General features: G+C 71.4%; 20 protein-coding genes. 11 read left to right on the forward strand and 9 right to left on the reverse strand.

Annotation, left to right across the window (positions count from 1 at the left end):
• Positions 1-90: 90 nt before the first annotated feature.
• Together ACLVWQ_RS03415 and ACLVWQ_RS03420 are read right to left on the reverse strand one after the other, a co-directional pair.
• Complete coding sequence (locus ACLVWQ_RS03415) at positions 91-636, reverse strand: sigma-70 family RNA polymerase sigma factor (RefSeq protein ID WP_414106616.1); 546 nt, start codon at positions 634-636, stop codon at positions 91-93.
• Positions 637-806: 170 nt separating this feature from the next.
• Positions 807-1,268: a universal stress protein gene (locus ACLVWQ_RS03420; RefSeq protein WP_414106617.1), complete on the reverse strand. Its 462-nt coding sequence runs from the start codon at positions 1,266-1,268 to the stop codon at positions 807-809.
• Positions 1,269-1,407: 139 nt separating this feature from the next.
• Here ACLVWQ_RS03420 and ACLVWQ_RS03425 point away from each other — a divergent pair, with 139 nt between their 5' ends.
• Positions 1,408-2,256, forward strand: a complete 849-nt coding sequence (locus ACLVWQ_RS03425) for a polysaccharide deacetylase family protein (protein WP_414106618.1) — start codon at positions 1,408-1,410, stop codon at positions 2,254-2,256.
• 130 nt (positions 2,257-2,386) lie between these two features.
• On the opposite strand, the gene ACLVWQ_RS03430 is transcribed toward ACLVWQ_RS03425, so the two are convergent.
• Complete coding sequence (locus tag ACLVWQ_RS03430) at positions 2,387-3,049, reverse strand: class F sortase (RefSeq protein WP_414106619.1); 663 nt, start codon at positions 3,047-3,049, stop codon at positions 2,387-2,389.
• Between the two features lie 332 nt (positions 3,050-3,381).
• Here ACLVWQ_RS03430 and ACLVWQ_RS03435 point away from each other — a divergent pair, with 332 nt between their 5' ends.
• Positions 3,382-3,870 carry a hypothetical protein gene (locus tag ACLVWQ_RS03435; RefSeq protein WP_414106620.1) on the forward strand — a complete coding sequence of 163 codons (489 nt, stop codon included), beginning with the start codon at positions 3,382-3,384 and terminating at the stop codon, positions 3,868-3,870.
• A gap of 154 nt (positions 3,871-4,024) precedes the next feature.
• Here ACLVWQ_RS03435 and ACLVWQ_RS03440 read toward each other — a convergent pair whose 3' ends face one another.
• The 3 genes from ACLVWQ_RS03440 to ACLVWQ_RS03450 all read right to left on the reverse strand — a co-directional run bounded on the left by ACLVWQ_RS03440 (position 4,025) and on the right by ACLVWQ_RS03450 (position 5,683).
• Positions 4,025-4,552: a hypothetical protein gene (locus ACLVWQ_RS03440; RefSeq protein WP_414106621.1), complete on the reverse strand. Its 528-nt coding sequence runs from the start codon at positions 4,550-4,552 to the stop codon at positions 4,025-4,027.
• Positions 4,553-4,774: 222 nt separating this feature from the next.
• Positions 4,775-5,539 carry a hypothetical protein gene (locus ACLVWQ_RS03445; protein ID WP_414106622.1) on the reverse strand — a complete coding sequence of 255 codons (765 nt, stop codon included), beginning with the start codon at positions 5,537-5,539 and terminating at the stop codon, positions 4,775-4,777.
• A gap of 15 nt (positions 5,540-5,554) precedes the next feature.
• The gene (locus tag ACLVWQ_RS03450; protein WP_414106623.1) at positions 5,555-5,683 is read right to left on the reverse strand and encodes a hypothetical protein; all 129 of its coding nucleotides are present in this window, start codon (positions 5,681-5,683) and stop codon (positions 5,555-5,557) included.
• Positions 5,684-6,404: 721 nt separating this feature from the next.
• Here ACLVWQ_RS03450 and ACLVWQ_RS03455 point away from each other — a divergent pair.
• The 3 genes from ACLVWQ_RS03455 to ACLVWQ_RS03465 all read left to right on the forward strand — a co-directional run bounded on the left by ACLVWQ_RS03455 (position 6,405) and on the right by ACLVWQ_RS03465 (position 10,718).
• Positions 6,405-7,373, forward strand: coding sequence for an SCO0930 family lipoprotein (locus tag ACLVWQ_RS03455; RefSeq protein ID WP_414106624.1), 969 nt, complete (start codon positions 6,405-6,407; stop codon positions 7,371-7,373).
• Positions 7,374-7,773: 400 nt separating this feature from the next.
• Entirely contained in the window at positions 7,774-8,586 is an 813-nt protein-coding gene (locus tag ACLVWQ_RS03460; protein ID WP_414106625.1) for an SAM-dependent methyltransferase, read from the forward strand.
• Positions 8,583-10,718 carry a putative bifunctional diguanylate cyclase/phosphodiesterase gene (locus ACLVWQ_RS03465; protein WP_414106627.1) on the forward strand — a complete coding sequence of 712 codons (2,136 nt, stop codon included), beginning with the start codon at positions 8,583-8,585 and terminating at the stop codon, positions 10,716-10,718. The genes ACLVWQ_RS03460 and ACLVWQ_RS03465 overlap by 4 nt, the downstream gene beginning before the upstream one ends.
• A gap of 264 nt (positions 10,719-10,982) precedes the next feature.
• On the opposite strand, the gene ACLVWQ_RS03470 is transcribed toward ACLVWQ_RS03465, so the two are convergent.
• Complete coding sequence (locus ACLVWQ_RS03470; RefSeq protein ID WP_414106628.1) at positions 10,983-11,867, reverse strand: LysR family transcriptional regulator; 885 nt, start codon at positions 11,865-11,867, stop codon at positions 10,983-10,985.
• A 131-nt stretch (positions 11,868-11,998) separates the two neighbouring features.
• Here ACLVWQ_RS03470 and ACLVWQ_RS03475 point away from each other — a divergent pair, with 131 nt between their 5' ends.
• The 6 genes from ACLVWQ_RS03475 to ACLVWQ_RS03500 all read left to right on the forward strand — a co-directional run bounded on the left by ACLVWQ_RS03475 (position 11,999) and on the right by ACLVWQ_RS03500 (position 18,956).
• Positions 11,999-12,670 (forward strand): succinate dehydrogenase, encoded by a 672-nt coding sequence (locus tag ACLVWQ_RS03475; RefSeq protein WP_414107376.1) that lies wholly within the window; start codon positions 11,999-12,001, stop codon positions 12,668-12,670.
• Between the two features lies 1 nt (position 12,671).
• Positions 12,672-14,660, forward strand: a complete 1,989-nt coding sequence (locus ACLVWQ_RS03480; RefSeq protein WP_414106629.1) for a fumarate reductase/succinate dehydrogenase flavoprotein subunit — start codon at positions 12,672-12,674, stop codon at positions 14,658-14,660.
• Positions 14,657-15,406 carry a succinate dehydrogenase/fumarate reductase iron-sulfur subunit gene (locus ACLVWQ_RS03485; protein WP_414106630.1) on the forward strand — a complete coding sequence of 250 codons (750 nt, stop codon included), beginning with the start codon at positions 14,657-14,659 and terminating at the stop codon, positions 15,404-15,406. The genes ACLVWQ_RS03480 and ACLVWQ_RS03485 overlap by 4 nt, the downstream gene beginning before the upstream one ends.
• A 230-nt stretch (positions 15,407-15,636) precedes the next feature.
• Positions 15,637-16,407 (forward strand): GNAT family N-acetyltransferase, encoded by a 771-nt coding sequence (locus ACLVWQ_RS03490; RefSeq protein WP_414106631.1) that lies wholly within the window; start codon positions 15,637-15,639, stop codon positions 16,405-16,407.
• Positions 16,404-17,411 carry a lysophospholipid acyltransferase family protein gene (locus ACLVWQ_RS03495; RefSeq protein ID WP_414106632.1) on the forward strand — a complete coding sequence of 336 codons (1,008 nt, stop codon included), beginning with the start codon at positions 16,404-16,406 and terminating at the stop codon, positions 17,409-17,411. The genes ACLVWQ_RS03490 and ACLVWQ_RS03495 overlap by 4 nt, the downstream gene beginning before the upstream one ends.
• A gap of 33 nt (positions 17,412-17,444) precedes the next feature.
• A complete protein-coding gene (locus ACLVWQ_RS03500) occupies positions 17,445-18,956 on the forward strand; it encodes an acyl-CoA synthetase (protein WP_414106633.1) in 1,512 nt (503 codons plus the stop codon).
• Here the strand turns inward: ACLVWQ_RS03500 and ACLVWQ_RS03505 are convergent.
• Positions 18,944-19,966 (reverse strand): LLM class flavin-dependent oxidoreductase, encoded by a 1,023-nt coding sequence (locus ACLVWQ_RS03505; protein WP_414106634.1) that lies wholly within the window; start codon positions 19,964-19,966, stop codon positions 18,944-18,946. The genes ACLVWQ_RS03500 and ACLVWQ_RS03505 overlap by 13 nt on opposite strands.
• 443 nt (positions 19,967-20,409) lie before the next feature.
• On the reverse strand, positions 20,410-20,625 hold the full coding sequence (locus tag ACLVWQ_RS03510) for a dodecin (protein WP_414106635.1): 216 nt from the start codon (positions 20,623-20,625) through the stop codon (positions 20,410-20,412).
• Positions 20,626-20,727: the final 102 nt, after the last annotated feature.

Raw genomic sequence — 20,727 nt, forward strand, 5'->3', positions numbered from 1 at the left:
CCCCACTCGGGAACACGGATGAGGACAGCTGATTGCTCAACCGTGATCCTCAGCAAGGCGCTTTACGGAGGCTTGACCCGGCCCTCGGTTTCACCGCAGGTCGGCCGCGTATCCCGGAAGAACCCGGCGCAGGGCGCGCAGCGCGTAGTACGCGCGGGACTTCACCGTACCGGGCGGGATCCCCAGGGCAGCCGCGGCCTCCGCCACACTCGCCCCCCGGAAATACACCTGCACCAGGACTTCGCGGTGCTCCGGAGTGAGAGTCTTCACAGCCTCCCGCACATCGAGGGTCGCCACGGAGCGTTCCGCGTGGTCGGCCGAGACCCGGGCGCTCTCCAGCACCGCGTCCCCGACCTCGGCCGGGCGTGCCTGCCGGGCCCGTCGGGCGTCGATGGCCAGCCGCCGCGCCACGGTCAGCAGCCAGGGCCGTACGGAGTCGAAGTCGTCGGCGCGCAGAGCCTCGGGATGCTGCCAGGCGCGTACGAATGTCTCCTGCACCAGATCCTCGGCGCGCTGGCGGTCTCCGTCGGAGAGCCTCAGCAACAGGGCGAAGAGCGGTGCTCCGTGCTCCCGCTGCAAATCGGCCAGCTCGTGCTCGGCGGTCGTCCTGCTGGTCATGGTGATGGCGGCCGTCATGGCCGTATGCCAACGCAGGGCGCCCTGCCGGGACAGGGGCACGACACCGCTCGTCGGCAGACGGTCGAACCCGTCGACGAACGGTACGACGAACGGTCAACCGGGACGTAACACTCCGCCTCTGCGTCCCGGCGCACCGCAACGGGCCTGCACCCCGTGGGCGGCAGCCCCTACGGGACCACCGTCACCGGCCAGCGTCCCGCCTTCACCAGCCGGATCGCGACGGAACCGATGATCCGGTGCCCCGCCTGCTCCGAGGCGCCCACCACGACGGCGTCCGCCGTCAGCTCCTCGGCCGCCTGGACGAGCCCGTTGTACGGGTCGCCGCGGAAGGTGTGGAACTCCCAGCGCACATCGAATATGCCCTTGACCTGCTCGGCCGCTTCCTGGATGTCCCGGACCAGCTCCTCGGCGATCTGGTCGGTCGTCTCGGCGACCGGGACCCCGAGCGCCGCACCCGCGGCCATGACCGGCTGCACGTACACCAGGGTCAGCAGAGCCCGCTGCCGCCTGGCCAGCCCTCCGGCATAGGAGGCGGCGCGGAGCGAGGACTCGGAGCCGTCCACACCGACCATGATGACCTTGGGCCCGTCGGTGCCACGTTCGAACTGGTGGGAGTGCTTTTCCGTCACGGCCTGAGGCTATCGGACCCGGCGGATCCGCCCGACCCCGCCGCCGGACCGTCCCACGGATGCTCTCAACGGGTGCTTTCATACGTCCGCACCGGTGGAATCGTGCGGGGGATCGCCACCGCCGGGCGACTGATTAGTCATGAATAAGGATCAGATCATCACGCGGCGCCGGGCGTTGCTCGCCGGTGCCGCCGTCCTGGGCGCGACGGGCACGGCGGGCGCGGTACACCTGTTCACCGGCGACCCGGGCCCCCCGGTCCGCTCCGCGCCCGCTCCCGCCGCCGGGGCCCAGGCGAACGGAGCGCTCCGCAAACCCTCCGCCTTCCGGCTCCAGCCCATCGCCGGCTACGGACCGGCCCGCGCCGCACCGGCGCCCACCCTCGTACGGCACGAGCCGTTCCTGCGGATGTCGGGACGCGGCCGCAGCATGGTGCTGACCTTCGACGACGGCCCCGACCCCCGCTACACCCCGGACATCCTGCGGGTCCTCAAGGCCCACGACGTGCGCGCCATGTTCTTCGTGTGCGGCGAGATGGCCGTCGACAACAAGGACCTGCTGCGCCGGATGTCGGACGAGGGGCACATCGTCGGCAACCACACCTGGTCCCACCCGCTCCTGACCAAGCTGAGCAGGTCCGCGATCCGCTCCCAGATGGAGCGCACCAGCGATGTCGTCGAGGAGGCGTACGGCGAGTGCCCCGGCTGGTTCCGCGCGCCGTACGGGGCCTGGAACCGGGCCACCTTCCAGATCGGCGCCGACCTCGGCATGGAGCCGCTCGCCTGGACCGTCGACACGCTGGACTGGACGACGCCGGGCGTCCGCGCCATCGAGCGCCGGGTGGTCCGCGGCGCGGCGCCGGGGGTCGTGGTCCTCGGGCACGACGCGGGCGGCAACCGCTCGCAGAGCGTGCAGGCGCTGCGCGACTATCTGCCGCGCCTGCTGGACTCCGGCTATCAGCTCACCGTGCCCCGCCGGCGGCCCGCCTAGAAACACGGACCTCCGTGAAATCAGACGGGGGCAGACGGAGGTGGGTGGAGGCAGGAGAAAAGCAGGCCGAACGGAGCGGGGCCCGTGGAATTCCACGGGCCCCGCTCCATTCGGCCGATTCCGTACCGGCTCAGCGGACCTCTACCAGGCGGGCGAACGTGACGACGTTCCCGTCGTAGCCGTTCTGCTTGGAGAAACCGCCTCCGCAGGTGATGACCCGCAATTCGGGGCCACCGGTGTTCCCGTAGACGCGGTCGCCCGGGAAGTTGTTCTTCTCGAACACCTCGACGCCGTAGATCTCGAACACGGCGGTCTTTCCGTCCTTGCGGTCGATCTCGACGCGGTTGCCCTTCTTGAGGGCCCCGAGACCGTAGAAGACGGCGGGCCCCTGCTGGTTGTCGACATGGCCCACGATGACGGCCGTGCCCTTCTCGCCGGGCGAGACCGCGCCCGAGAACCACCCCGCGAGATTCGGGTCCTCCGGGGGCGGCGCGTCCACCCAGCCGTCCATGTCGAGGTCCACCGGCACGGCGGGGGCGTCGACCTGGATCGCCGGGATTCTGACGCGGTCCACCACGGAGAACGACAGGGGAGCGGGCGCGCCGGGCCGGGACCTGTCCACGAAGGCGCTGTCCGCCGCCGCGGCCGTCGCGGGCTGCGGGGGCCCCACGTCGAACTCCCCCGAGCCGTTGCGAATGAGAGCGAGGCCCGTCAGCAGAACAAGAGCTATGACACCCCACGGAGCGCGCTTCCTGGGGCGCTCTTCCTCTTCGGTCAGCTCGGACACGGACATTCGCAAACCCCTCTCGACGCGGCCGTCGCCACGTCCGTCGCGCATACGAGAACGCTAAGCGCACGATGCGCGCGGGGCGACGGGAGAAGCGCGAACGGGTGGTGGACAGGCGTGCCGTGCGCCATCCGAGTCGCCACCGGCAGGAAATTTCTGACGGTGCGTGACCTGCGGCAATATCCGATTGTGTTCCTTTCTGTCGGCGTGTCCCCTCACCAGGACGGACCATTCTCGAAATGCGGCCCTGTGCACGACAACTGAGTGTCTGTCTGGGAGGCGTTCTCTCGCCGATCGACCCGGGGACGTTCCCGGGGGCGCCTTCCGCGGAGGATCACATGCGTAGCACTCGTGCCCTGGCGGTCTCTGTGACAGCGGTCGCCGCCCTCGGACTCATCGCTCCCCAGGCCGTGGCCTGGGACAGCGCCAGCAACATCGTCGCCATGCCCAGCGCCATCGCGCGGGGCGGACAGCTGACCGTGACCGTCGACGGGTGCCCGAGCGGCGGCACCATGACGAGCAGGGCCTTCCCACAGGCGTATCTCTCACCGATCAAGAACCACAGCGAGACGTCGAAGGGGACCGCGACCGTCAACAGCTCGGCCACACCGGGCGCGTACGACATCACGGTCCACTGCCACGGCAGGCCCGCGCTGTCGAAGTCCGCCGCCTTCACCGTCATCGGCGGTGTCCGCGGTGGTCTCGGCGGCAGCAGCTCCATCGGCGCCACGTCGACCGACATGGCGATCGGCGGCGGTCTCGTCGGTCTCGCGCTCGTCGGCGGCGGGGTGTTCTGGATGCGTCGCCGCTCCGAGAGCAGGATCTGAGCCCGCCCCCGGCACACGGGTCCCACCGGCACGGGCGCCTCGCGGGACGGGCGCCACGAAGGCCGGCTCCTCCCTTCGGAGACCGGATCGCACTGGAACGGCCCTTCGGCCCGGACCCTCACGGGTTCCGGGGCGAAGGGCCGTTCCTGGCGCGTCAGCCGCCGTGTTCGCCGGTGCGCCTGCGCGACCAGTGGTACGCCGCGCCGACCGAGCCGGCGATGAGCGCCGCCCCGAGGCCGATCTCGCCCAGGTCGAAGCCGCCGGCGGTGCCGCCGACGCCCGCCTTGACGCCCCGGTGGACGGGGTTGTGCGTCGGATCGTCCGGGCGTCCGCCGGCGATGGTGAGGTCCGTGTGGCCGGATTCGCGCCCGCACCGGAACGTCACCTCGTACACGGCGCCGGGCTTGGCGTCCCAGTCGACGGTGGCCGAGGCCCTGGACTGCCCCTTGTGGAGCGTCACCGTGTCGAAGACCCCGGAGGTGACCTTGGTCTCCGACTTGCAGCCGTTGACCGAGAGCGTGACGCGCCCGCCCGCCGCGATGGTCGAGGGTGTGACGTCGAAGCCGAACGAGGTGATGTTGTGGTTCTCGTCCTCGTCGTCCCCGGCGAAGGCGACGGATGGAGCGAGGGCCAGGGCGGTCATGCCCAGCAGTGCGGCCGAGGCGACGCGTATCGCGCGCATGGTGAGTCCTCCGGGTCCCCGAGGAGCAGCCCGCGGACCTTTTCCGCTGCGCCGTACATGCACCTCGATGTCCGAAACGCTAGGAAGGTGCGGGGCCGGGCGCGATCTCAGTCGCGCGAATGGGGCAACCGAGTGGGCCGAACCGGGGAACGCGTACCCGCGACCGGGGGACGGGCACGGCGTGGCGCCCGCCCCGGAGGGACGGGCGCCCGAGCGGGTCCGTCACTTGCCTGCGTCGGGGAAGTGCGTCAGGAACGGCTCGGTGGTCGCCGCGATCCCTCGGCTGTAGGGCGCGTCGAAGTCCCAGATCAGGAAGAGCAGGAAGGCGATCAGGGAGGCGAACAGGCCCGCCAGGATCACCTCGCGTGGCGTACGGCGGATCTGCAGCGCGAAGATCAGCCCGACGGTCACCGCCGCTCCGATGATCAGCCCGAACCACACGACGCCCGGCATGGTCGGCGACGTCGAGTCGGCGCGGGCGGTGCGCGCGACGTCCACCGCGGTCACCTGGTCGAGGAGGGGCTGGTAGGCCTGGGCCTCGAAGTCCGTCTTCGGCTCGTAGTCGGTGACGTCGTGGCGGATCCGGCTCAGCAGTTCCTCCCCGCGCTCGGTGACGTGGCCGTGGTCGGCCATGGTCTTCCACTCGGTGGTGACGACGTGGCCGACATACGCGTCGACGTCGGCCCGGATGCGGTCACGCACGTCGGGAGGGTAGACGCGGACGCGCTCGGAGATCTCGTGCAGCGCGTGCGCCTCCGCCTGGACGTGGTCCTCGGCGACGCCCCGTGCCTCCCACACGCCGGCGATGGCCAGACCGAGCACGATGGCGTAGACCACGCCGATCATCATCGTCATGTACTCGATGACGTCCGGGGTGTCGGACGGGTCGTCGTCGTCGGCGACCGTGCGGTTCCGTACGTAGGTGACGATGAGGACGACGACAGCGGCAGCCGCCATCGCGAGGGCGAGAACAAGCCATTCCGACAAAGGTTCCTCCAGGGGTCAGCGCGGGCGCAGCGCGGCGGCGGCGAGCACGGCGGGCGCGGTGATGAGCAGGGCGTACGACACCAGGGACTGGCCGCCGCGGGGCGGGGCCTTGTGCGCCTTGACGCGGTAGGGCGGATAACTCACCGGAGCAGGTGAGGGACTCGGCCGCGCACTGGGAGTCGGAGTCGGAGTCGGTGTCGGGGACGGTGCGGGAGGCGCCGGGCGGGGCGCTGCCGTGACCGGCCGAGGCTGCACGGGAGCGGGCGGTGCGACGGCCGGCGGGGCGGGCCGTGGCCGGGGAGGCGGTTTCGGCGCGGGCGTCGGGGTGGGGGTCGGCTCGGGCGGAGGCTTCGGCGGGGGAGGGGGCTTCGGCGTCGGACTGGGGGGCGGCGGAGGCGGCGGAGGGGGCGTGGGCGTCGGGGGCGGGCAGGTGCCCGCCACCGACACCGCGGCGCTCCCACCGGAGCCGGCGGAGGCGTACGCGCACGCGTCGGCGGTCGCGGGGGCCGGTGCGCCGCTCGCCAGCCAGGTCAGGGTCAGCAGCGCCAGCAGCCGTATGCCGAGGGCGAGTCGGAGTGGCGGAGAGGTTCGTCGTGATCCAGGCACGATCGCGATCATCGGCCCTCGGACGCTCATATATATGGGATTGACGGTGTAATTGCCCCGAAGGAGGGACAAGTGGGCTTCATGCCGTTACCGTCCGGCGCCGGACGGCGTTTGGACCCCTTCCTGAGCAGGTCTCCCGGGCGTTACCGGAAAGAAATATGTGCACCCTTTGAACACTCACCGCACCCCCGCCCGTACCTAGGGCCATACGCGGTGCTGAGGAGTGCCGCAACACCTATGCAAACAGCGGGAGTTACCAATGAAGACCTCCTGGCGGAGCGCCTCACTCGTAGCGTCAGCTGCGGCAGTGCTGGTGCTGACGACGGCGTGCGGTCAGGAAGAGGCGGCCGATACCGGCAGCCAGAACGTGGGAGCGGCACCCGCCGCCAACGGCTACGGCACGGCCGGGGCGGGGGCGGCCGAGACGGGTGCCGCCGCCGCTGACGGACAGGGTGCCGTGGCGCAGAGCGCCGGCCAGCTTGCCGTGTCGGACATCGCGAAGCTCGGTGAGGTGGTCACGGACAGCGCGGGCATGACGCTGTACCGCTTCGACAAGGACACGGCCGAGCCGCCGAAGTCGGCCTGTGACGGCGACTGCGCCACGGCCTGGCCGCCGGTGCCGTCCTCCGGTGCCGCGGCTCCGGTGGGTATCGACAAGGCCCTGCTCGGTGAGGTGACCCGTACCGACGGTACGAAGCAGCTGACCATCGACGGCTGGCCGCAGTACCGGTTCGCGAAGGACACCAAGGCCGGTGACGTCAAGGGCCAGGGCGTGGGCGGTACTTGGTACGCGTCGGCCCCCACCGGGAAGAAGGCGTCCGCCGCCGGGAGCGGCGCGGCAGCCGCCGACCTGCCCGGTCTTTCGACCCGTAACGACCCGGAGCTCGGTGAGGTCGTCGTCGACAAGAACGGGATGACGGTCTACCGCTTCGAGAAGGACACCCCGTGGCCGATGAAGTCGGCCTGTGTCGGTGCCTGCCTCACGAAGTGGCCGGTCGTCGAGCCGGTGGACGCCGCCGACACCAAGGGCATCGCCAACAAGAACGACGGCAAGCGCGGCTACGTCGTCCTGAACCGCCCGGACGGACTCAAGCAGCAGAGCATCGACTGCTGGCCGCTCTACACCTTCGCGGGTGACAAGAAGGCCGGCGACACCAACGGGCAGGGCGTCGGCGGCACCTGGTACGCCATCTCCCCGGAGGGCAAGCCGCTCGGCAAGCCGAAGTAGCCCCACGGGACGACCACTTCGTACCGCCACTTCCTCTTCCTGCGTCACTTCGACCTATCGCTTCGTACGGCCACTTCGTACAACCACTTCCCCCGGTGGCTCACCGAGTTGTGAACGCGCCGTACGGAAACCGCCGTTTCGCCCCCTCCGCACCGCACGGAGAGGGCGAAACGGCTTTTTCACATCCGGGGCCACCGCTGTCGTGGCTCTTCGTCACCCTGCGCAGTTCCCGCGGATCTCTTTGGAATGCTTCAGGGTGATTTCGTCAGGCATTCCCTTACGTGAGTGACAGAGGGGCCGGCCTTGAACGGACGGTCAATTTCCGTTTCCACTCGCTCCATTGGCAGGCGATCAGTAGCCTCAGCTCGAACACCGGATCGTCTACGCCTTGGAGAGACAGATGGAGCGTCCCGCCTGGGCCCCGCGCGGCATCGACATCTCGGTGCCCAGTGTGAGCCGGGTCTACGACTACTACCTGGGCGGTTCGCACAACTTCGAGGTCGACCGGGAAGCCGCGCGCAGGGCCATGGAGTTCGTGCCGGGCCTCCCCAAGATCATGCAGGCGAACCGGGCGTTCCTGCGCCGCGCGGTGCGCTTCGCGGCCGAGCAGGGCGTCACCCAGTTCCTGGACATCGGCTCGGGCCTGCCCACCTTCGGGAACGTCCACGAGGTGGCCCAGAGCGCACGCCCCGGCGCACGCGTGCTCTACGTCGACCACGACCCGGTGGCCGTCGCGCACAGCGAGGCGGTCCTGGCCGGCAACGAGGACGCGGACGCCGTCGTCGGCGACCTGCGCAAGCCCCGGGACATCCTCGTGCATCCCCGGCTGCGGGGTCTGATAGACCTGAATCAGCCAGTGGCTCTTCTTCTCGTTGCCATACTTCACTTCGTGGAGGACGAGGACGACCCGTACGGTGCTGTGGCAGAGCTGAGGGACGCGCTGGCGCCCGGCAGTCTGTTCGTCGTCACGCACGCCTCGTACGAGGGGATTCCGGTCCCCCCGGAGCGGGTCCGGGGCATCTCCGACGTCTACAAGGACATCCGAAACCCGCTGATCATGCGCTCGCGCGAAGACATCGCGCGGTTCTTCGAAGGGTACGACATGGTGGAACCCGGACTGGTGCCGATGCCGAACTGGCGGCCCGACCCGGCGTCCGAGGACGAGGATCCCTATTCCTACTCGGGTTTCGCGGGCGTGGGGCGCGCGGCGTGACCGCGGAGCCGGACGGGCCGGAGGACAGACTGCGCAGGTTCGCGACGATCTGGAGCCGGGCGGTCTTCCCGGTGACCGCCACGTCGCTGACCCGGCCGGAGTTCGAGCAGCGCCTGGTGCCGCTCGCCCGGCGGCTCAGCGAGGCGCTGCGGGCCAGGACGTTCGAGGCGGCCGAGGGACAGGCCGTGGGCGCCGCGCTCATCGAGGCGCACTGCACGGAGCCCGAGGCGCTCAGCGCCACCCTCGACTGCGTCGACGCCTACCTGGTGCTCTACTGCGGCGGGGACGGGGCCCAGGACGCCCTGCGCGCCCGCTCCGCACGCCTGCAGCACGCCATGGCCGCCGGGTTCGCCAGGGCGCTGCGGGAGCGGACGCTGGCCGAGCAGGAGACCATCGCACGCGCCGCCCTCCAGGCCCAGGGCATCGTCGCGGACGCGCTGCACGCGACCGAGGCACGCTTCCGCGCGGTCTTCGAGGGCGCGGCGATAGGCATCGGCGTCGCCGACCTCGACGGCAACATCCTCCAGGTGAACAACGCCCTGCTGCGGATGTTCGGCGGCACCGAGCAGCTGATGCGCGGGCGGAACGTCACCGAGTGGACCCACCCCGAGGACGCCCCCCAGGTCTGGCGGCTCTACGAGGAACTGGTGCGCGGCGACCGCGAGCACTACCACGTGGAGAAGGCCTTCTACCGGCCTGACGGAACGGTTCTGTGGACCAACCTCACCGTCTCGCTGCTGCGGGGCGCGGACGGCCGGCCGCAGTTCCAGCTTGCCCTCATGGAGGACACCACCGAGCGCCGGCTGCTCAACCTCCGGCTGCGGTACGAGGCGACGCACGACGCGCTCACCGGGCTGCCCAACCGCACCCTGTTCTTCGAGCGGCTCGACAAGGCACTCTCCGCGGGTGACGGCATGCGCTTCGGCCTCTGCTACCTCGACCTAGACGGCTTCAAGACCATCAACGACAGCCTCGGGCACGCGGCGGGGGACCGGCTGCTCGTCGAGGTCGCGGACCGGCTGCAGTCCTGCGCGACCGCGCCCGGCGAGATGGTGGCCCGGCTCGGCGGTGACGAGTTCGTGGCGCTGACCACCGGGCCCGACACCGAGAGCGAGGTCGACGCGCTCGCCGACCGCATCATGAACGCCCTGATCACCCCGGTCCGTATCGACGGCCGGGAGCTGACGGTCCGCGGCAGCATCGGCATCGTCGAGGGCCCGGCGGGCGAGCGGGGCCCCGCGGAGGTGCTGCGCAGCGCCGACATCACGATGTACCGGGCCAAGTCGGCGGGCGGCAACCGCTACGAGCTCGCGGACGCCGAGGCCGACGCGCGGGCCATCACCCGGCACGGGCTCACCACGGCGCTGCCGGCCGCGCTGGACCGGGGCGAGTTCTTCATCGAGTACCAGCCGCTCGTGCACCTCGGCGACGGCAGTGTGCACGGCGCGGAGGCCCTGGTGCGCTGGCTGCACCCGCAGCACGGGGTGCTCGGGCCCGACCGGTTCATCCCGCTCGCCGAGCACACCGGCCTGATCGTCCCGCTGGGGCGGTGGGTCCTGGAGCAGTCGGTCCGGCAGGCCCGGATCTGGCAGGAACGTCACTCCGGCGCCGGGCCCCTGCGGATCAACGTCAATCTCTCCCCGTGCCAGCTGACCCACCCCGGGCTGGTCTCCGACACGGTCGACATCCTGGAGCGGGTCGGCCTCGAACCGAACTCGCTGTGCCTGGAGGTCACCGAGTCCGCGCTGATCGGCGCCGACGACGATCTCCTCAAGCCGCTGCGGCGGCTCGCGGAGATGGGGGTGGACATCGCGCTCGACGACTTCGGCACGGGGTACTCGAACCTGGCCAATCTGCGGCGCCTGCCGGTGAGCATCCTGAAGCTGGACCGGTCCTTCACGCAGGGCATGCAGCAGTTCCCGGCGGACCCCGTCGACCTGAAGATCGTCGAGGGGATCGTCTCCCTGGCCCACAGCCTGGACCTCGCGGTCACGGTCGAGGGCGTGGAGACGGGGGCGCAGGCGGAGCAGCTGCGGCTGCTGGGCTGTGACACGGCGCAGGGCTGGTACTACGCCCGCCCGGGTCCGCCGGACCGGCTGCACGATCTGGCGCTGGTGGACGCGACGGGGTGATCGAGCGGGGATGCGCGGCCGCGGGCACGTCGTGGCCGAGCGCGCAGTTCCCCGCGCCCCTTTTGGGTGCTGGTGTGCGGGGTGGATCGTTGGTGCGGGTATCTCGTGGCTGGCCGCGCAGTTCCCCGCGCCCCTGAAAGACAGGGCTGCGCCCCTGTCTTTCATCAGCGGGGCGCAGCCCACGCTTTTCAGGGGCGCGGGGAACTGCGCGCTCAGCCCTCACCGGCCCGCACGACACTCCCGGCCCAAGCCCCGCAGAGGGTGTCACCGTTCCAGGAGCATCCGCTGGAACTCCCGTGCCGCTCGCGGCGGAGCCACATCGCTGCGGTGCGCCAGCGCGACGGTCCGGTTCAGTCCGGGCCGAGCCAGCGGCGTCACCCGCAGCCCCCGCCCCACCCGGGTGGCCACCATCCGCGGCACCACGGCCACCCCGAGCCCCGCCCGCACAAACCCCAGCACGGCGTCCATCTCCCCGCCCTCCACCGCGAAATCCGGCTCGAACCCGGCGGAGCGGCACGCCGCGACGGTCAGCTCGCGCAGGTCGTAGCCGTGCCGGAACATCACCAGGCGCTCCCCCTCCAGATCGGGGATGCCCACGGTCCGCCGGCCCCGCCCCGGCGCCGGGGCCTCCGGGGACGACACCACGACCAGGTCCTCCCGCAGCACCTCCACGGTGGTCAGCGCGGGTGACGGCGTGGGCAGCGGCAGGACGACCAGGGCGAGGTCGAGCGCCCCGCGGGCCAGCTCCCGTACGAGGTCGTGCGAGCCGCCTTCCTCGATCAGCAGCCTGATGCCCGGATACCGGTCGTGGAAGGCCCGCAGCACGTCCGGCAGCAGGCCCGTGCACAGACTCGGCGTCGCGCCCAGCCGGATCCGGCCACTGCGCAGCTGGGCCAGCTCCTGCACCTCGTGCCGGGCCGTGTCCGCGTCCGCGAGGATGCGCCGGGCCAGCGGCAGCAGGGCCTCCCCGGCGTCCGTCAGCGTGATGTTCCCGCGCGCCCGGAGGAAGAGGCCGGCTCCCAACTCCCGCTCCAGCGCCTTGATCTGCTGGGAGAGCGACGGCTGGGCCACATGGACCAGCTCGGCGGCCCGGGTGAAGTGCCGGGTCTCGGCGACCGCCACGAAGTACTGGAGCTGTTGGAACTGCATCCGCCCATCGTACGTCCACGATAGGCGTTGCCTATGGAATCGAGCCGTGGCATGTCTTGGACCGATCGTGCCTGGTGGGCCTAGCGTGCTGTCCCATGGCTCTGGCAACGCGGACGGACCGAAAACCGTCCTTGACGCGCACCATGTGGGACTCGTCCGTCGGCAAGAAGACCGTGATGGCCGTCAGCGGCCTGATCATGCTGGCGTACCTGGTCGTCCACATGCTGGGCAACCTCAAGATCTTCTTCGGCTCGGACGACTTCAACCACTACGCGCACTGGCTGCGCACCATCGGTGAGCCCTTCCTGCACTACGAGTGGGCGCTGTGGATCATCCGCGTGGTCCTGGTCGCCGCGGTCGTCGCGCACGCCGTCTCCGCCTACCAGCTCAGCCGCCGTGACATCAGGGCGCGCCCCACCAAGTACGTGCACAAGAAGCCCCGGGCCAGTTACGCGACCCGCACCATGCGCTGGGGCGGGATCATCCTCGGCCTGTTCATCGTCTGGCACATCCTGGACCTGACGACCGGCACCGTGCACCCGGACGGCTTCCAGTCCGGACACCCGTACCAGAACGTGATCGACACCTTCTCCACCTGGTACGGCAGCGTCATCTACATCGTCGCGATGCTCGCGCTCGGCCTGCACATCCGGCACGGCTTCTGGAGCGCGGCACAGACCCTCGGCGTGGGCAGCCGCACCCGCGACCGGGCCTTCAAGACCATCGCCGACGTGCTCGCACTGGTGTTGACGGTGGGGTTCGTCGCCGTACCCGTGGGCGTGATGACCGGAGTGGTGAGCTGACATGACCGCACAAGCCGACACGGCCGCTGGACTCGCCGAGCCCACGACCTACGCCGAGTACACGACCGGAGAGCCGGTCGCCGACACCAAGGCCCCAGGGGGGCCGGTCGACGAGCGGTGGGACACCCGCCGTTTCGAGGCCAAACTGGTCAACCCCGCGAACCGCCGCAAGCACACCGTGATCGTCGTCGGTACCGGGCTCGCGGGCGGCGCCGCCGGGGCCACGCTCGCCGAACAGGGCTACCACGTCGTGCAGTTCTGCTACCAGGACTCACCGCGGCGGGCCCACTCGATCGCCGCGCAGGGCGGTATCAACGCCGCGAAGAACTACCGCAACGACGGTGACTCGGTGCACCGGCTGTTCTACGACACCGTCAAGGGCGGCGACTTCCGGGCGCGGGAGTCGAACGTCCACCGGCTCGCCCAGATCTCGGTGGAGATCATCGACCAGTGCGTGGCCCAGGGCGTGCCCTTCGCCCGTGAGTACGGCGGCCTCCTCGACACCCGTTCCTTCGGCGGCGTCCAGGTGTCCCGCACCTTCTACGCCCGCGGCCAGACGGGCCAGCAACTGCTGCTGGGCGCCTACCAGGCGCTGTCCCGCCAGATCGCGGCCGGCACCGTCGAGATGCACGCCCGCACCGAGATGCTGGACCTGATCGTGGTCGACGGGCGGGCGCGGGGGATCGTGGCCCGCGACCTGATCACCGGGAAGATCGACACCTACTACGCGGACGCCGTCGTCCTGGCGAGCGGCGGGTACGGCAACGTCTTCTACCTGTCGACCAACGCCATGAACTCCAACGCCACCGCCGTCTGGCGGGCGCACCGGCGCGGCGCGTACTTCGCCAACCCCTGCTTCACCCAGATCCACCCCACCTGCATCCCGCGCACCGGCGAGCACCAGTCGAAGCTGACCCTGATGAGCGAGTCGCTGCGCAACGACGGCCGGATCTGGGTCCCGAAGGCCAAGGGCGACGACCGCCCGGCGAACGAGATCCCCGAGGACGAGCGCGACTACTACCTGGAGCGGATCTACCCGGCCTTCGGCAACCTCGTACCGCGTGACATCGCCTCCCGGGCCGCCAAGAACGTCTGCGACGAGGGCCGCGGGGTCGGCCCCGGCGGGCAGGGCGTCTACCTGGACTTCGCCGACGCCATCGGCCGCATGGGCCGCAAGGCCGTCGAGGAGAAGTACGGCAACCTCTTCGACATGTACGCGCGGATCACCGCCGAGGACCCGTACACCGTGCCGATGCGGATCTACCCCGCCGTGCACTACACGATGGGCGGACTCTGGGTCGACTACGACCTCCAGACCACCGTCCCGGGCCTGTTCGCCATCGGCGAGGCCAACTTCTCCGACCACGGGGCGAACCGGCTCGGCGCGTCCGCGCTGATGCAGGGCCTCGCCGACGGCTACTTCGTCCTGCCGTCGACGATCAACGACTACCTCGCCCGCAACCCGCACCACGAGGAGGTCACCGACGAACACGCGGCCGTCCAGGAGGTGCTGGCCGACACCGAGGACCGGCTGCGGCTGCTCCTCGCCGTCGACGGAGACCGCACCCCCGACTCCTTCCACCGCGAACTCGGCGAACTGATGTGGGAGTTCTGCGGCATGGCCCGTACCGAATCGGGGCTGCGCAAGGCCCTGGAGCGCATCCCGCAGATCCGAGCGGAGTTCTGGCGGCGCATCAAGGTCCCCGGCACCGGCGAGGAGTTCAACCAGTCGCTGGAGAAGGCCAACCGGATCGTCGACTACCTGGAACTCGCCGAGCTCATGTGCCTGGACGCACTGCACCGCGACGAGTCCTGCGGCGGCCACTTCCGCGAGGAGTCCCAGACCCCGGACGGCGAGGCGGCCCGCCGGGACGAGGAGTTCACCTACGCGGCCGCCTGGGAGTTCACCGAGACCGGTGACGCGCCCGTCCTGCACAAGGAAGACCTCGTCTTCGAGTACGTCCACCCCACCCAGCGGAGCTACGCATGAAGCTCACCCTGCGCGTCTGGCGGCAGAAGAACGCCGACGCCGACGGAGCGATGTCCACGTACGAAGTGGACGAGATTTCTGAGGACATGTCCTTCCTGGAGATGCTGGACACCCTCAACGAGGAGCTCATCCTCCAGGGCGACGACCCCGTCGCCTTCGACCACGACTGCCGCGAGGGCATCTGCGGCGCGTGCTCGCTCGTCATCAACGGCGACGCGCACGGTCCCGAGCGCACGACCACCTGCCAGCTGCACATGCGGTCCTTCTCGGACGGCGACACGATCGACATCGAGCCGTGGCGCGCCTCGGCCTTCCCGGTCGTCAAGGACCTCGTCGTCGACCGGACCGCCTTCGACCGGATCATCCAGGCCGGCGGATACGTCACCGCGCCGACGGGCGCCGCGCCGGAGGCGCACGCGACGCCGGTGCCGAAGCCGGACGCGGACTTCGCGTTCGAGAACGCCGAGTGCATCGGATGCGGCGCGTGCGTGGCCGCCTGCCCGAACGGTGCCGCGATGCTGTTCACCTCGGCGAAGGTGAACCACCTCAACGTGCTGCCGCAGGGGGCGCCCGAGCGGGAGACGCGGGTGCTCGACATGGTGGCGCAGATGGACGAGGAGGGGTTCGGCGGGTGCACGCTCGCGGGGGAGTGCGCGACCGCCTGCCCCAAGGGGATCCCGCTGATGTCCATCACGGGGATGAACAAGGAGTGGCTGCGAGCCACCCGTAAGGCGGGGAAGCGGTAGCAGTTCCCCGCGCCCCCTACAGACGTTCGCCGAGGGTGCGGACGGGCGGGACCGTCGTGGTGCTCAGCCCCGGTCCCGCCAAGCACCCCTGGCATTCAGCAAGCTCACACCCGGTCTCTCTCCGCGGGTTACTCGCCGGTCAGCCGGCGTCGGAAGAACAGGAACGCACGGACCGGTACGCGACGGTCCGCGCCGCTCCGCCGCATCCGGCCCGTGACCAGGAGAGAGCCATGACCGGCGTTTCCACGCTCGACAGCCCCCCACTGTCGACCGCACCCACCCGCTACACCGTCACCCTCGCCCGCGACGCGTCCGACGTCCGGGACGCGCAGCGACTGCGCCACGACGTCTTCGCCGGGGAGATGGGCGCTCGGCTGGCCACCCTCCGGCCGGGCCTCGACATCGACGCCTTCGACGCGTACTGCGACCACCTGCTCGTGCGCGACACCACGACCGGGCAGGTCGTCGGCACCTACCGGCTGCTGCCGCCCGAGCGCGCCGCGGTCGCCGGACGGCTCTACTCGGAGAGCGAGTTCGACCTCGGACCCCTCGCCGGGATCCGCTCAGGGCTCGTCGAGGTCGGCCGCTCCTGCGTCCACCCGGACCACCGCGACGGCGCCGTCATCGGCCTGATCTGGGCCGGCATCGCCCGCTACATGACCGACGGCGGCCACGAGTGGCTGGCGGGCTGCTGCTCCATACCGCTCGCCGACGGCGGCACGCTCGCCGCGGGCGCCTGGGACCGGGTGCGCGACAAGCACCTGGCGCCCGCGGAGTACCGCGTACGGCCGCTGCTGCCCTGGAGCGCCGAGGGCGTCGCCCGTCCCGACCGCGCCGAACTGCCCGCGCTGCTGCGCGGCTACCTGCGCCTGGGGGCCTGGGTCTGCGCCGAGCCGGCCCACGACCCGGACTTCGGCGTCGCCGACCTGTACGTGCTGCTGTCGATGCGCCGGGTCAACCCGCGCTATCTGCGGCACTTCCTCTCCCTCGTGCCCGCGTGATGAACGCGCCCCGCGCGGCGCTCCTGGGCGCCGTGAAGATCCCACGCCCGCGTCGCGGCGGCGGCGTGCCGGGCCTCACCCGCCCGGCCGCCTCCGGCCCGGCCGCCTCCCGTCGGGCCGGGGCGCCCCCGGCCCCGGCCACCACCGCGGCCGGCGCTCCGGCGAGCGCCTGGCTGCCCAGCGCGCCCTGCACCCCGGGGACCTGCGTGGAGTCCGTGCGGGCGGCCACCGCCGTCCCGCGTGCCGCGCTGCGGCTGGTCTCGCTGCTCGTCGTCGTCGCCACCGGGGTCGTACTGATCCCGGTCGTCGCGCGGGTGCCCGCGGACCGGCGCGAGAGGCTCATCCGGACGTGGTGCCGGACCATCGTGCGCACCGCGGGCGTGGACGTCCGCACCACCGGCGCCGCGCCGCCCACCGGCGGCCTGCTGCTGGTGGCCAACCACATCTCCTGGCTCGACATCCCCCTGCTCGCCGCCGTCCGCCCCGGCCGGATGCTCGCCAAGGCGGAGATCAGGCAGTGGCCCGTGGCCGGGGTGCTCACCGCGAGCAGCGGCGCGCTGTTCATCGAACGCGACCGCCTGCGCGCGCTGCCGGGCACGGTCGCGCGGATCGCCCAGACCCTGCGCGACGGCGCCGCGGTCGTCGTCTTCCCCGAGGGCAGCACCTGGTGCGGGCGCGCCCAGGGCCGGTTCCGCAGGGCCGCCTTCCAGGCCGCCCTCGACGCCGGCGCGGCCGTCCAGCCGGTGCGCCTGCGCTACCGGCACGACGGGGGCGCGGTGAGCACCGCACCCGCGTTCGTGGGCAGCGACTCGCTGCTGACCTCGGTGTGGCGGGTCGTGTCGGCCCGCGGCCTCGTCGCCGAGGTGCACGTGCGGCCGGTGCTCCCGCCGGGCGCGGCCCCCGACCGCCGGGCGCTGGCCCTCGCCGCCGAGACGGCGACCGGGCACCGGCCGCGCGCCCAGGACACGACGTGCGCGAACCCGGAAGCCGCCGCACACCTCTGACGCACCGTCACACACGCGGGGTACCGTCCCCGCATGTATCCCGGAGCGTACGACCCGGCAAGGACGGCCGTCGTCACCGCGGACGGCGGCCGTACCCTCACCTACGGCCAGTTGGAGGACCGCTCGCTGCGGCTCGCGGACCATCTGCGGTCCGCGGGACTGCGCGTGGGCGACCATCTGGCGCTCCTCGCCGACAACGACCCGCGCGTCCTGGAGGTCTACTGGGCGGCCCTGCGCTCCGGCCTGTACCTGACCGTCGTCAACCACCATCTGACCGCCGACGAGGCCGCCTACATCGTCCGCGACTGCGGCGCGCGGGCCCTCATCGTGTCCGCGCCGCTCGCCGGACTCGGCCGGTCCGTACGGGAGTCGGTGCCGGAAGCCGCGCTGCACCTGGACTTCGACGACGGCTCGTACGAACGGGCCCTCGCCGCCGCCTCGCCCCGGCCGCCCGAACACCAGCCGCGCGGCGTCGACATGCTCTACTCGTCCGGCACCACCGGACTGCCCAAGGGCATCGCGCCCACGCTCCCCGACGGCGACGTCCGCGAGGAGATGAGCATGTACCAACTGCTCTTCCAGCCCATGTACGGCTTCGACGAGGACAGCGTCTACCTCTGCCCGGCCCCGCTCTACCACGCCGCGCCCCTGCGCTTCTGCTTCGTGGTCACCGCGACCGGCGGCACGGTCGTCCTCATGGACTCCTTCGACCCGCGAGGGGCGTTGGCGGCGATCGAACGGCACCGGGTCACGCACAGCCAGTGGGTGCCCACCATGTTCGTACGGATGCTGAAGCTGCCGGACGAGGTGCGCGCGGCGTACGACGTGTCGTCGCTGAAGGTCGCCATCCACGCCGCCGCGCCCTGCCCCGTCGAGGTCAAACGGCGGATGATGGACTGGTGGGGGCCCATCCTGTACGAGTACTACTCGGCGACGGAGGCCAACGGGATCACCTTCATCGGGCCCGAGGAATGGCTGCGCAAACCGGGGTCCGTGGGGCGCGGCGGCTTCCTCGGCGAACTGCGGATCTGCGACGACGAGGGCAAGGTGCTGCCCGTCGGCGAGACGGGCACCGTCTACTTCGAGCGCGACGAACTCCCGTTCCGCTACCACCACGACGAGGACCGCACCCGCCAGGCGCAGCACCCCGAGCATCCCCACTGGACGACCACGGGCGACATCGGGCACGTCGACGAGGACGGCTACCTCTTCCTCACCGACCGCAGGGCGTTCACCATCATCTCCGGCGGCGTGAACATCTATCCGCAGGAGATCGAGGACTGTCTGACCCTGCATCCGCAGGTCGCCGACGTCGCGGTGGTCGGGGTACCGGACGCGGAGATGGGCGAGGCGGTCAAGGCGGTCGTCCAGCCCGCCCCCGGCGCCGTGCCCGGACCCGGGCTCGAACGGGAACTCCTCGCGTTCGTCCGCGCCCGCATCGCGCACTACAAGGCGCCCCGCAGTGTGGACTTCACGGACTCGCTGCCCCGTACGCCCACCGGGAAACTGGCCAAGTCGCGCCTCCGGAAAGCCTACTGGCCCTGATCCGGCAGGTCGCCCAGGTGCGCGACCCGCGCCAGCCGCCGGTACGAGTCCAGCAGGGCGTCCCGGTCGTACGTGCTGGTCGTGACCAGGACCTCGTCGGCGCCGGTCTCCTTGATCACCGTCTCCAGCTCGTGCGCGACCTGGTCCTCGGTGCCGGCGATCTGGCCGGTGAGCCCGGACTCGTGGAAGCCGCGCTCCCGGTCGGTCATCGACAGGGCCTCGACGCGCTCGGCGGGCGGCAGCGGCGGGAACGTGCCGTGCGTGCGCGAGTACGCCATCGACCAGGCCTCCGGAAGCAGCAGCCGGCGGGCCTCCTCGGGGGTCGCCGCGACCGCGACCGTGCCCGAGACGACGACGTACGGCTCGCTCGCCCACACCGAGGGCCGGAACGTCTCGCGGTAGTGGTCGACGCCGCGCCGCATCTTCTCGCGGTTCCGGAGGTCGCCGATCACCATCGGCAGGCCGGACCGGGCGGCGATCGTGGCGCCCTCACCCATGGCGAGGACGAACGGCGGCACGGTCAGACCCTCCGCGGGCCGCGCGTGCACCCCGGTCGGGGACGTGCCGCGGAACCAGCCGAGCAGCTCGTCGAGCTGCGCCGCGAAGTCGTCGGCGACGTCCTTGTCCCGGCCCAGCGCTCTGCGTACGCCGTCCGTGAACCCGACGGAGCGGCCCAGGCCCATGTCGATGCGGCCGGGGAACAGCGACTCCAGGACGCCGAACTGCTCGGCCACCACCAGGGGCTGGTGGTTGGGCAGCATCACCCCGCCCGTGCCCACCCGGATCGTGCGCGTCGCGGCGGCGACCGCGGCGGCCAGCACGGTCGGCGCGGAACCGGCCACGCCCGGCACACCGTGGTGCTCCGAGACCCAGACCCGGTGGTAGCCGAGCCCCTCCAGGTCCTGGGCCAGCCGCACGGTGTCCCGCAGCGCCTCGGGGACCGAGTGCCCCTCACGGGTACGGGACCGGTCAAGAACGGAGAATCGAGTCGACGAGATCACAGAGCTCACACCGGTACAACACCCGGCACCCCCCAGGATTCCCACGGCCCCCGAAAGGTCCACCACGTCGGACCGCCCCGTCCCCCGCAGGGCGCGCGGGGAACGGCGCGCCCAGCCACGACGCACCCGCACCTGTCAGGCTGTCCCGGGCCCCGTAAGGGGCGCGGGGAACGGCGCGCTCAGCCACGACATACCCGCACTCGTCGGGCTGTCCCGAGCCCCGTAAGGGGCGCGGGGAACGGCGCGCTCAGCCACAAGGCACCCGCACTTATCGGGCTGTCCCGGGCCCCGCAGGGGGCGCGGGGAACGGCGCGCTCAGCCACAAGGCACCCGCACCTGTCAGGCCGTCCCGAGCCCCGCAGGGAACGGCGGGCCCGGCCAAGGCGCACCTCCGGCCGGACCAGAGGGCCCAGGCCCCCAGATCCGGCCGGCCCGCCGGCAGGCGCCACGCGTCAGGCCGAGTCCTCCAGGCGGAAGCCGACCTTCAGGCCGACCTGGTAGTGCTGGACCTGCCCGTTCTCGATCTGCCCGCGCACCTGGGTGACCTCGAACCAGTCGAGGTTGCGCAGCGTCTGCGAGGCTCGGGCGACCCCGTTGCGGATCGCCTGGTCGATGCCCTCGTGCGAGGTCCCGACGATCTCGGTGACCCGGTAGGTGTGGTCGGACATGCGGGTGGTCCTCTCCGCCGTGGCCCGTGTGCCACGCGTCATTCCACGGTGCCCCAGGAGACGGGGGAGCGCGAGACGTGGCCCCGCGCTCAGCTCAGCTCA

Origin of the sequence: Streptomyces sp. CWNU-52B, from assembly GCF_047444975.1 — a bacterium.
Lineage (GTDB): Bacteria > Actinomycetota > Actinomycetes > Streptomycetales > Streptomycetaceae > Streptomyces.

Excerpts from the sequence above, each read along its gene's own strand:
- ACLVWQ_RS03430 (WP_414106619.1), bottom strand. The coding sequence starts at position 3,049 with ATGTCCGTGTCCGAGCTGACCGAAGAGGAAGAGCGCCCCAGGAAGCGC.
- ACLVWQ_RS03480 (WP_414106629.1), top strand. The coding sequence starts at position 12,672 with ATGACCGCACAAGCCGACACGGCCGCTGGACTCGCCGAGCCCACGACC.
- ACLVWQ_RS03415 (WP_414106616.1), bottom strand. The coding sequence starts at position 636 with ATGACGGCCGCCATCACCATGACCAGCAGGACGACCGCCGAGCACGAG.
- ACLVWQ_RS03455 (WP_414106624.1), top strand. The coding sequence starts at position 6,405 with ATGAAGACCTCCTGGCGGAGCGCCTCACTCGTAGCGTCAGCTGCGGCA.
- ACLVWQ_RS03485 (WP_414106630.1), top strand. The coding sequence starts at position 14,657 with ATGAAGCTCACCCTGCGCGTCTGGCGGCAGAAGAACGCCGACGCCGAC.
- ACLVWQ_RS03500 (WP_414106633.1), top strand. The coding sequence starts at position 17,445 with ATGTATCCCGGAGCGTACGACCCGGCAAGGACGGCCGTCGTCACCGCG.
- ACLVWQ_RS03460 (WP_414106625.1), top strand. The coding sequence starts at position 7,774 with ATGGAGCGTCCCGCCTGGGCCCCGCGCGGCATCGACATCTCGGTGCCC.
- ACLVWQ_RS03440 (WP_414106621.1), bottom strand. The coding sequence starts at position 4,552 with ATGCGCGCGATACGCGTCGCCTCGGCCGCACTGCTGGGCATGACCGCC.
- ACLVWQ_RS03510 (WP_414106635.1), bottom strand. The coding sequence starts at position 20,625 with ATGTCCGACCACACCTACCGGGTCACCGAGATCGTCGGGACCTCGCAC.
- ACLVWQ_RS03490 (WP_414106631.1), top strand. The coding sequence starts at position 15,637 with ATGACCGGCGTTTCCACGCTCGACAGCCCCCCACTGTCGACCGCACCC.
- ACLVWQ_RS03470 (WP_414106628.1), bottom strand. The coding sequence starts at position 11,867 with ATGCAGTTCCAACAGCTCCAGTACTTCGTGGCGGTCGCCGAGACCCGG.
- ACLVWQ_RS03425 (WP_414106618.1), top strand. The coding sequence starts at position 1,408 with ATGAATAAGGATCAGATCATCACGCGGCGCCGGGCGTTGCTCGCCGGT.
- ACLVWQ_RS03435 (WP_414106620.1), top strand. The coding sequence starts at position 3,382 with ATGCGTAGCACTCGTGCCCTGGCGGTCTCTGTGACAGCGGTCGCCGCC.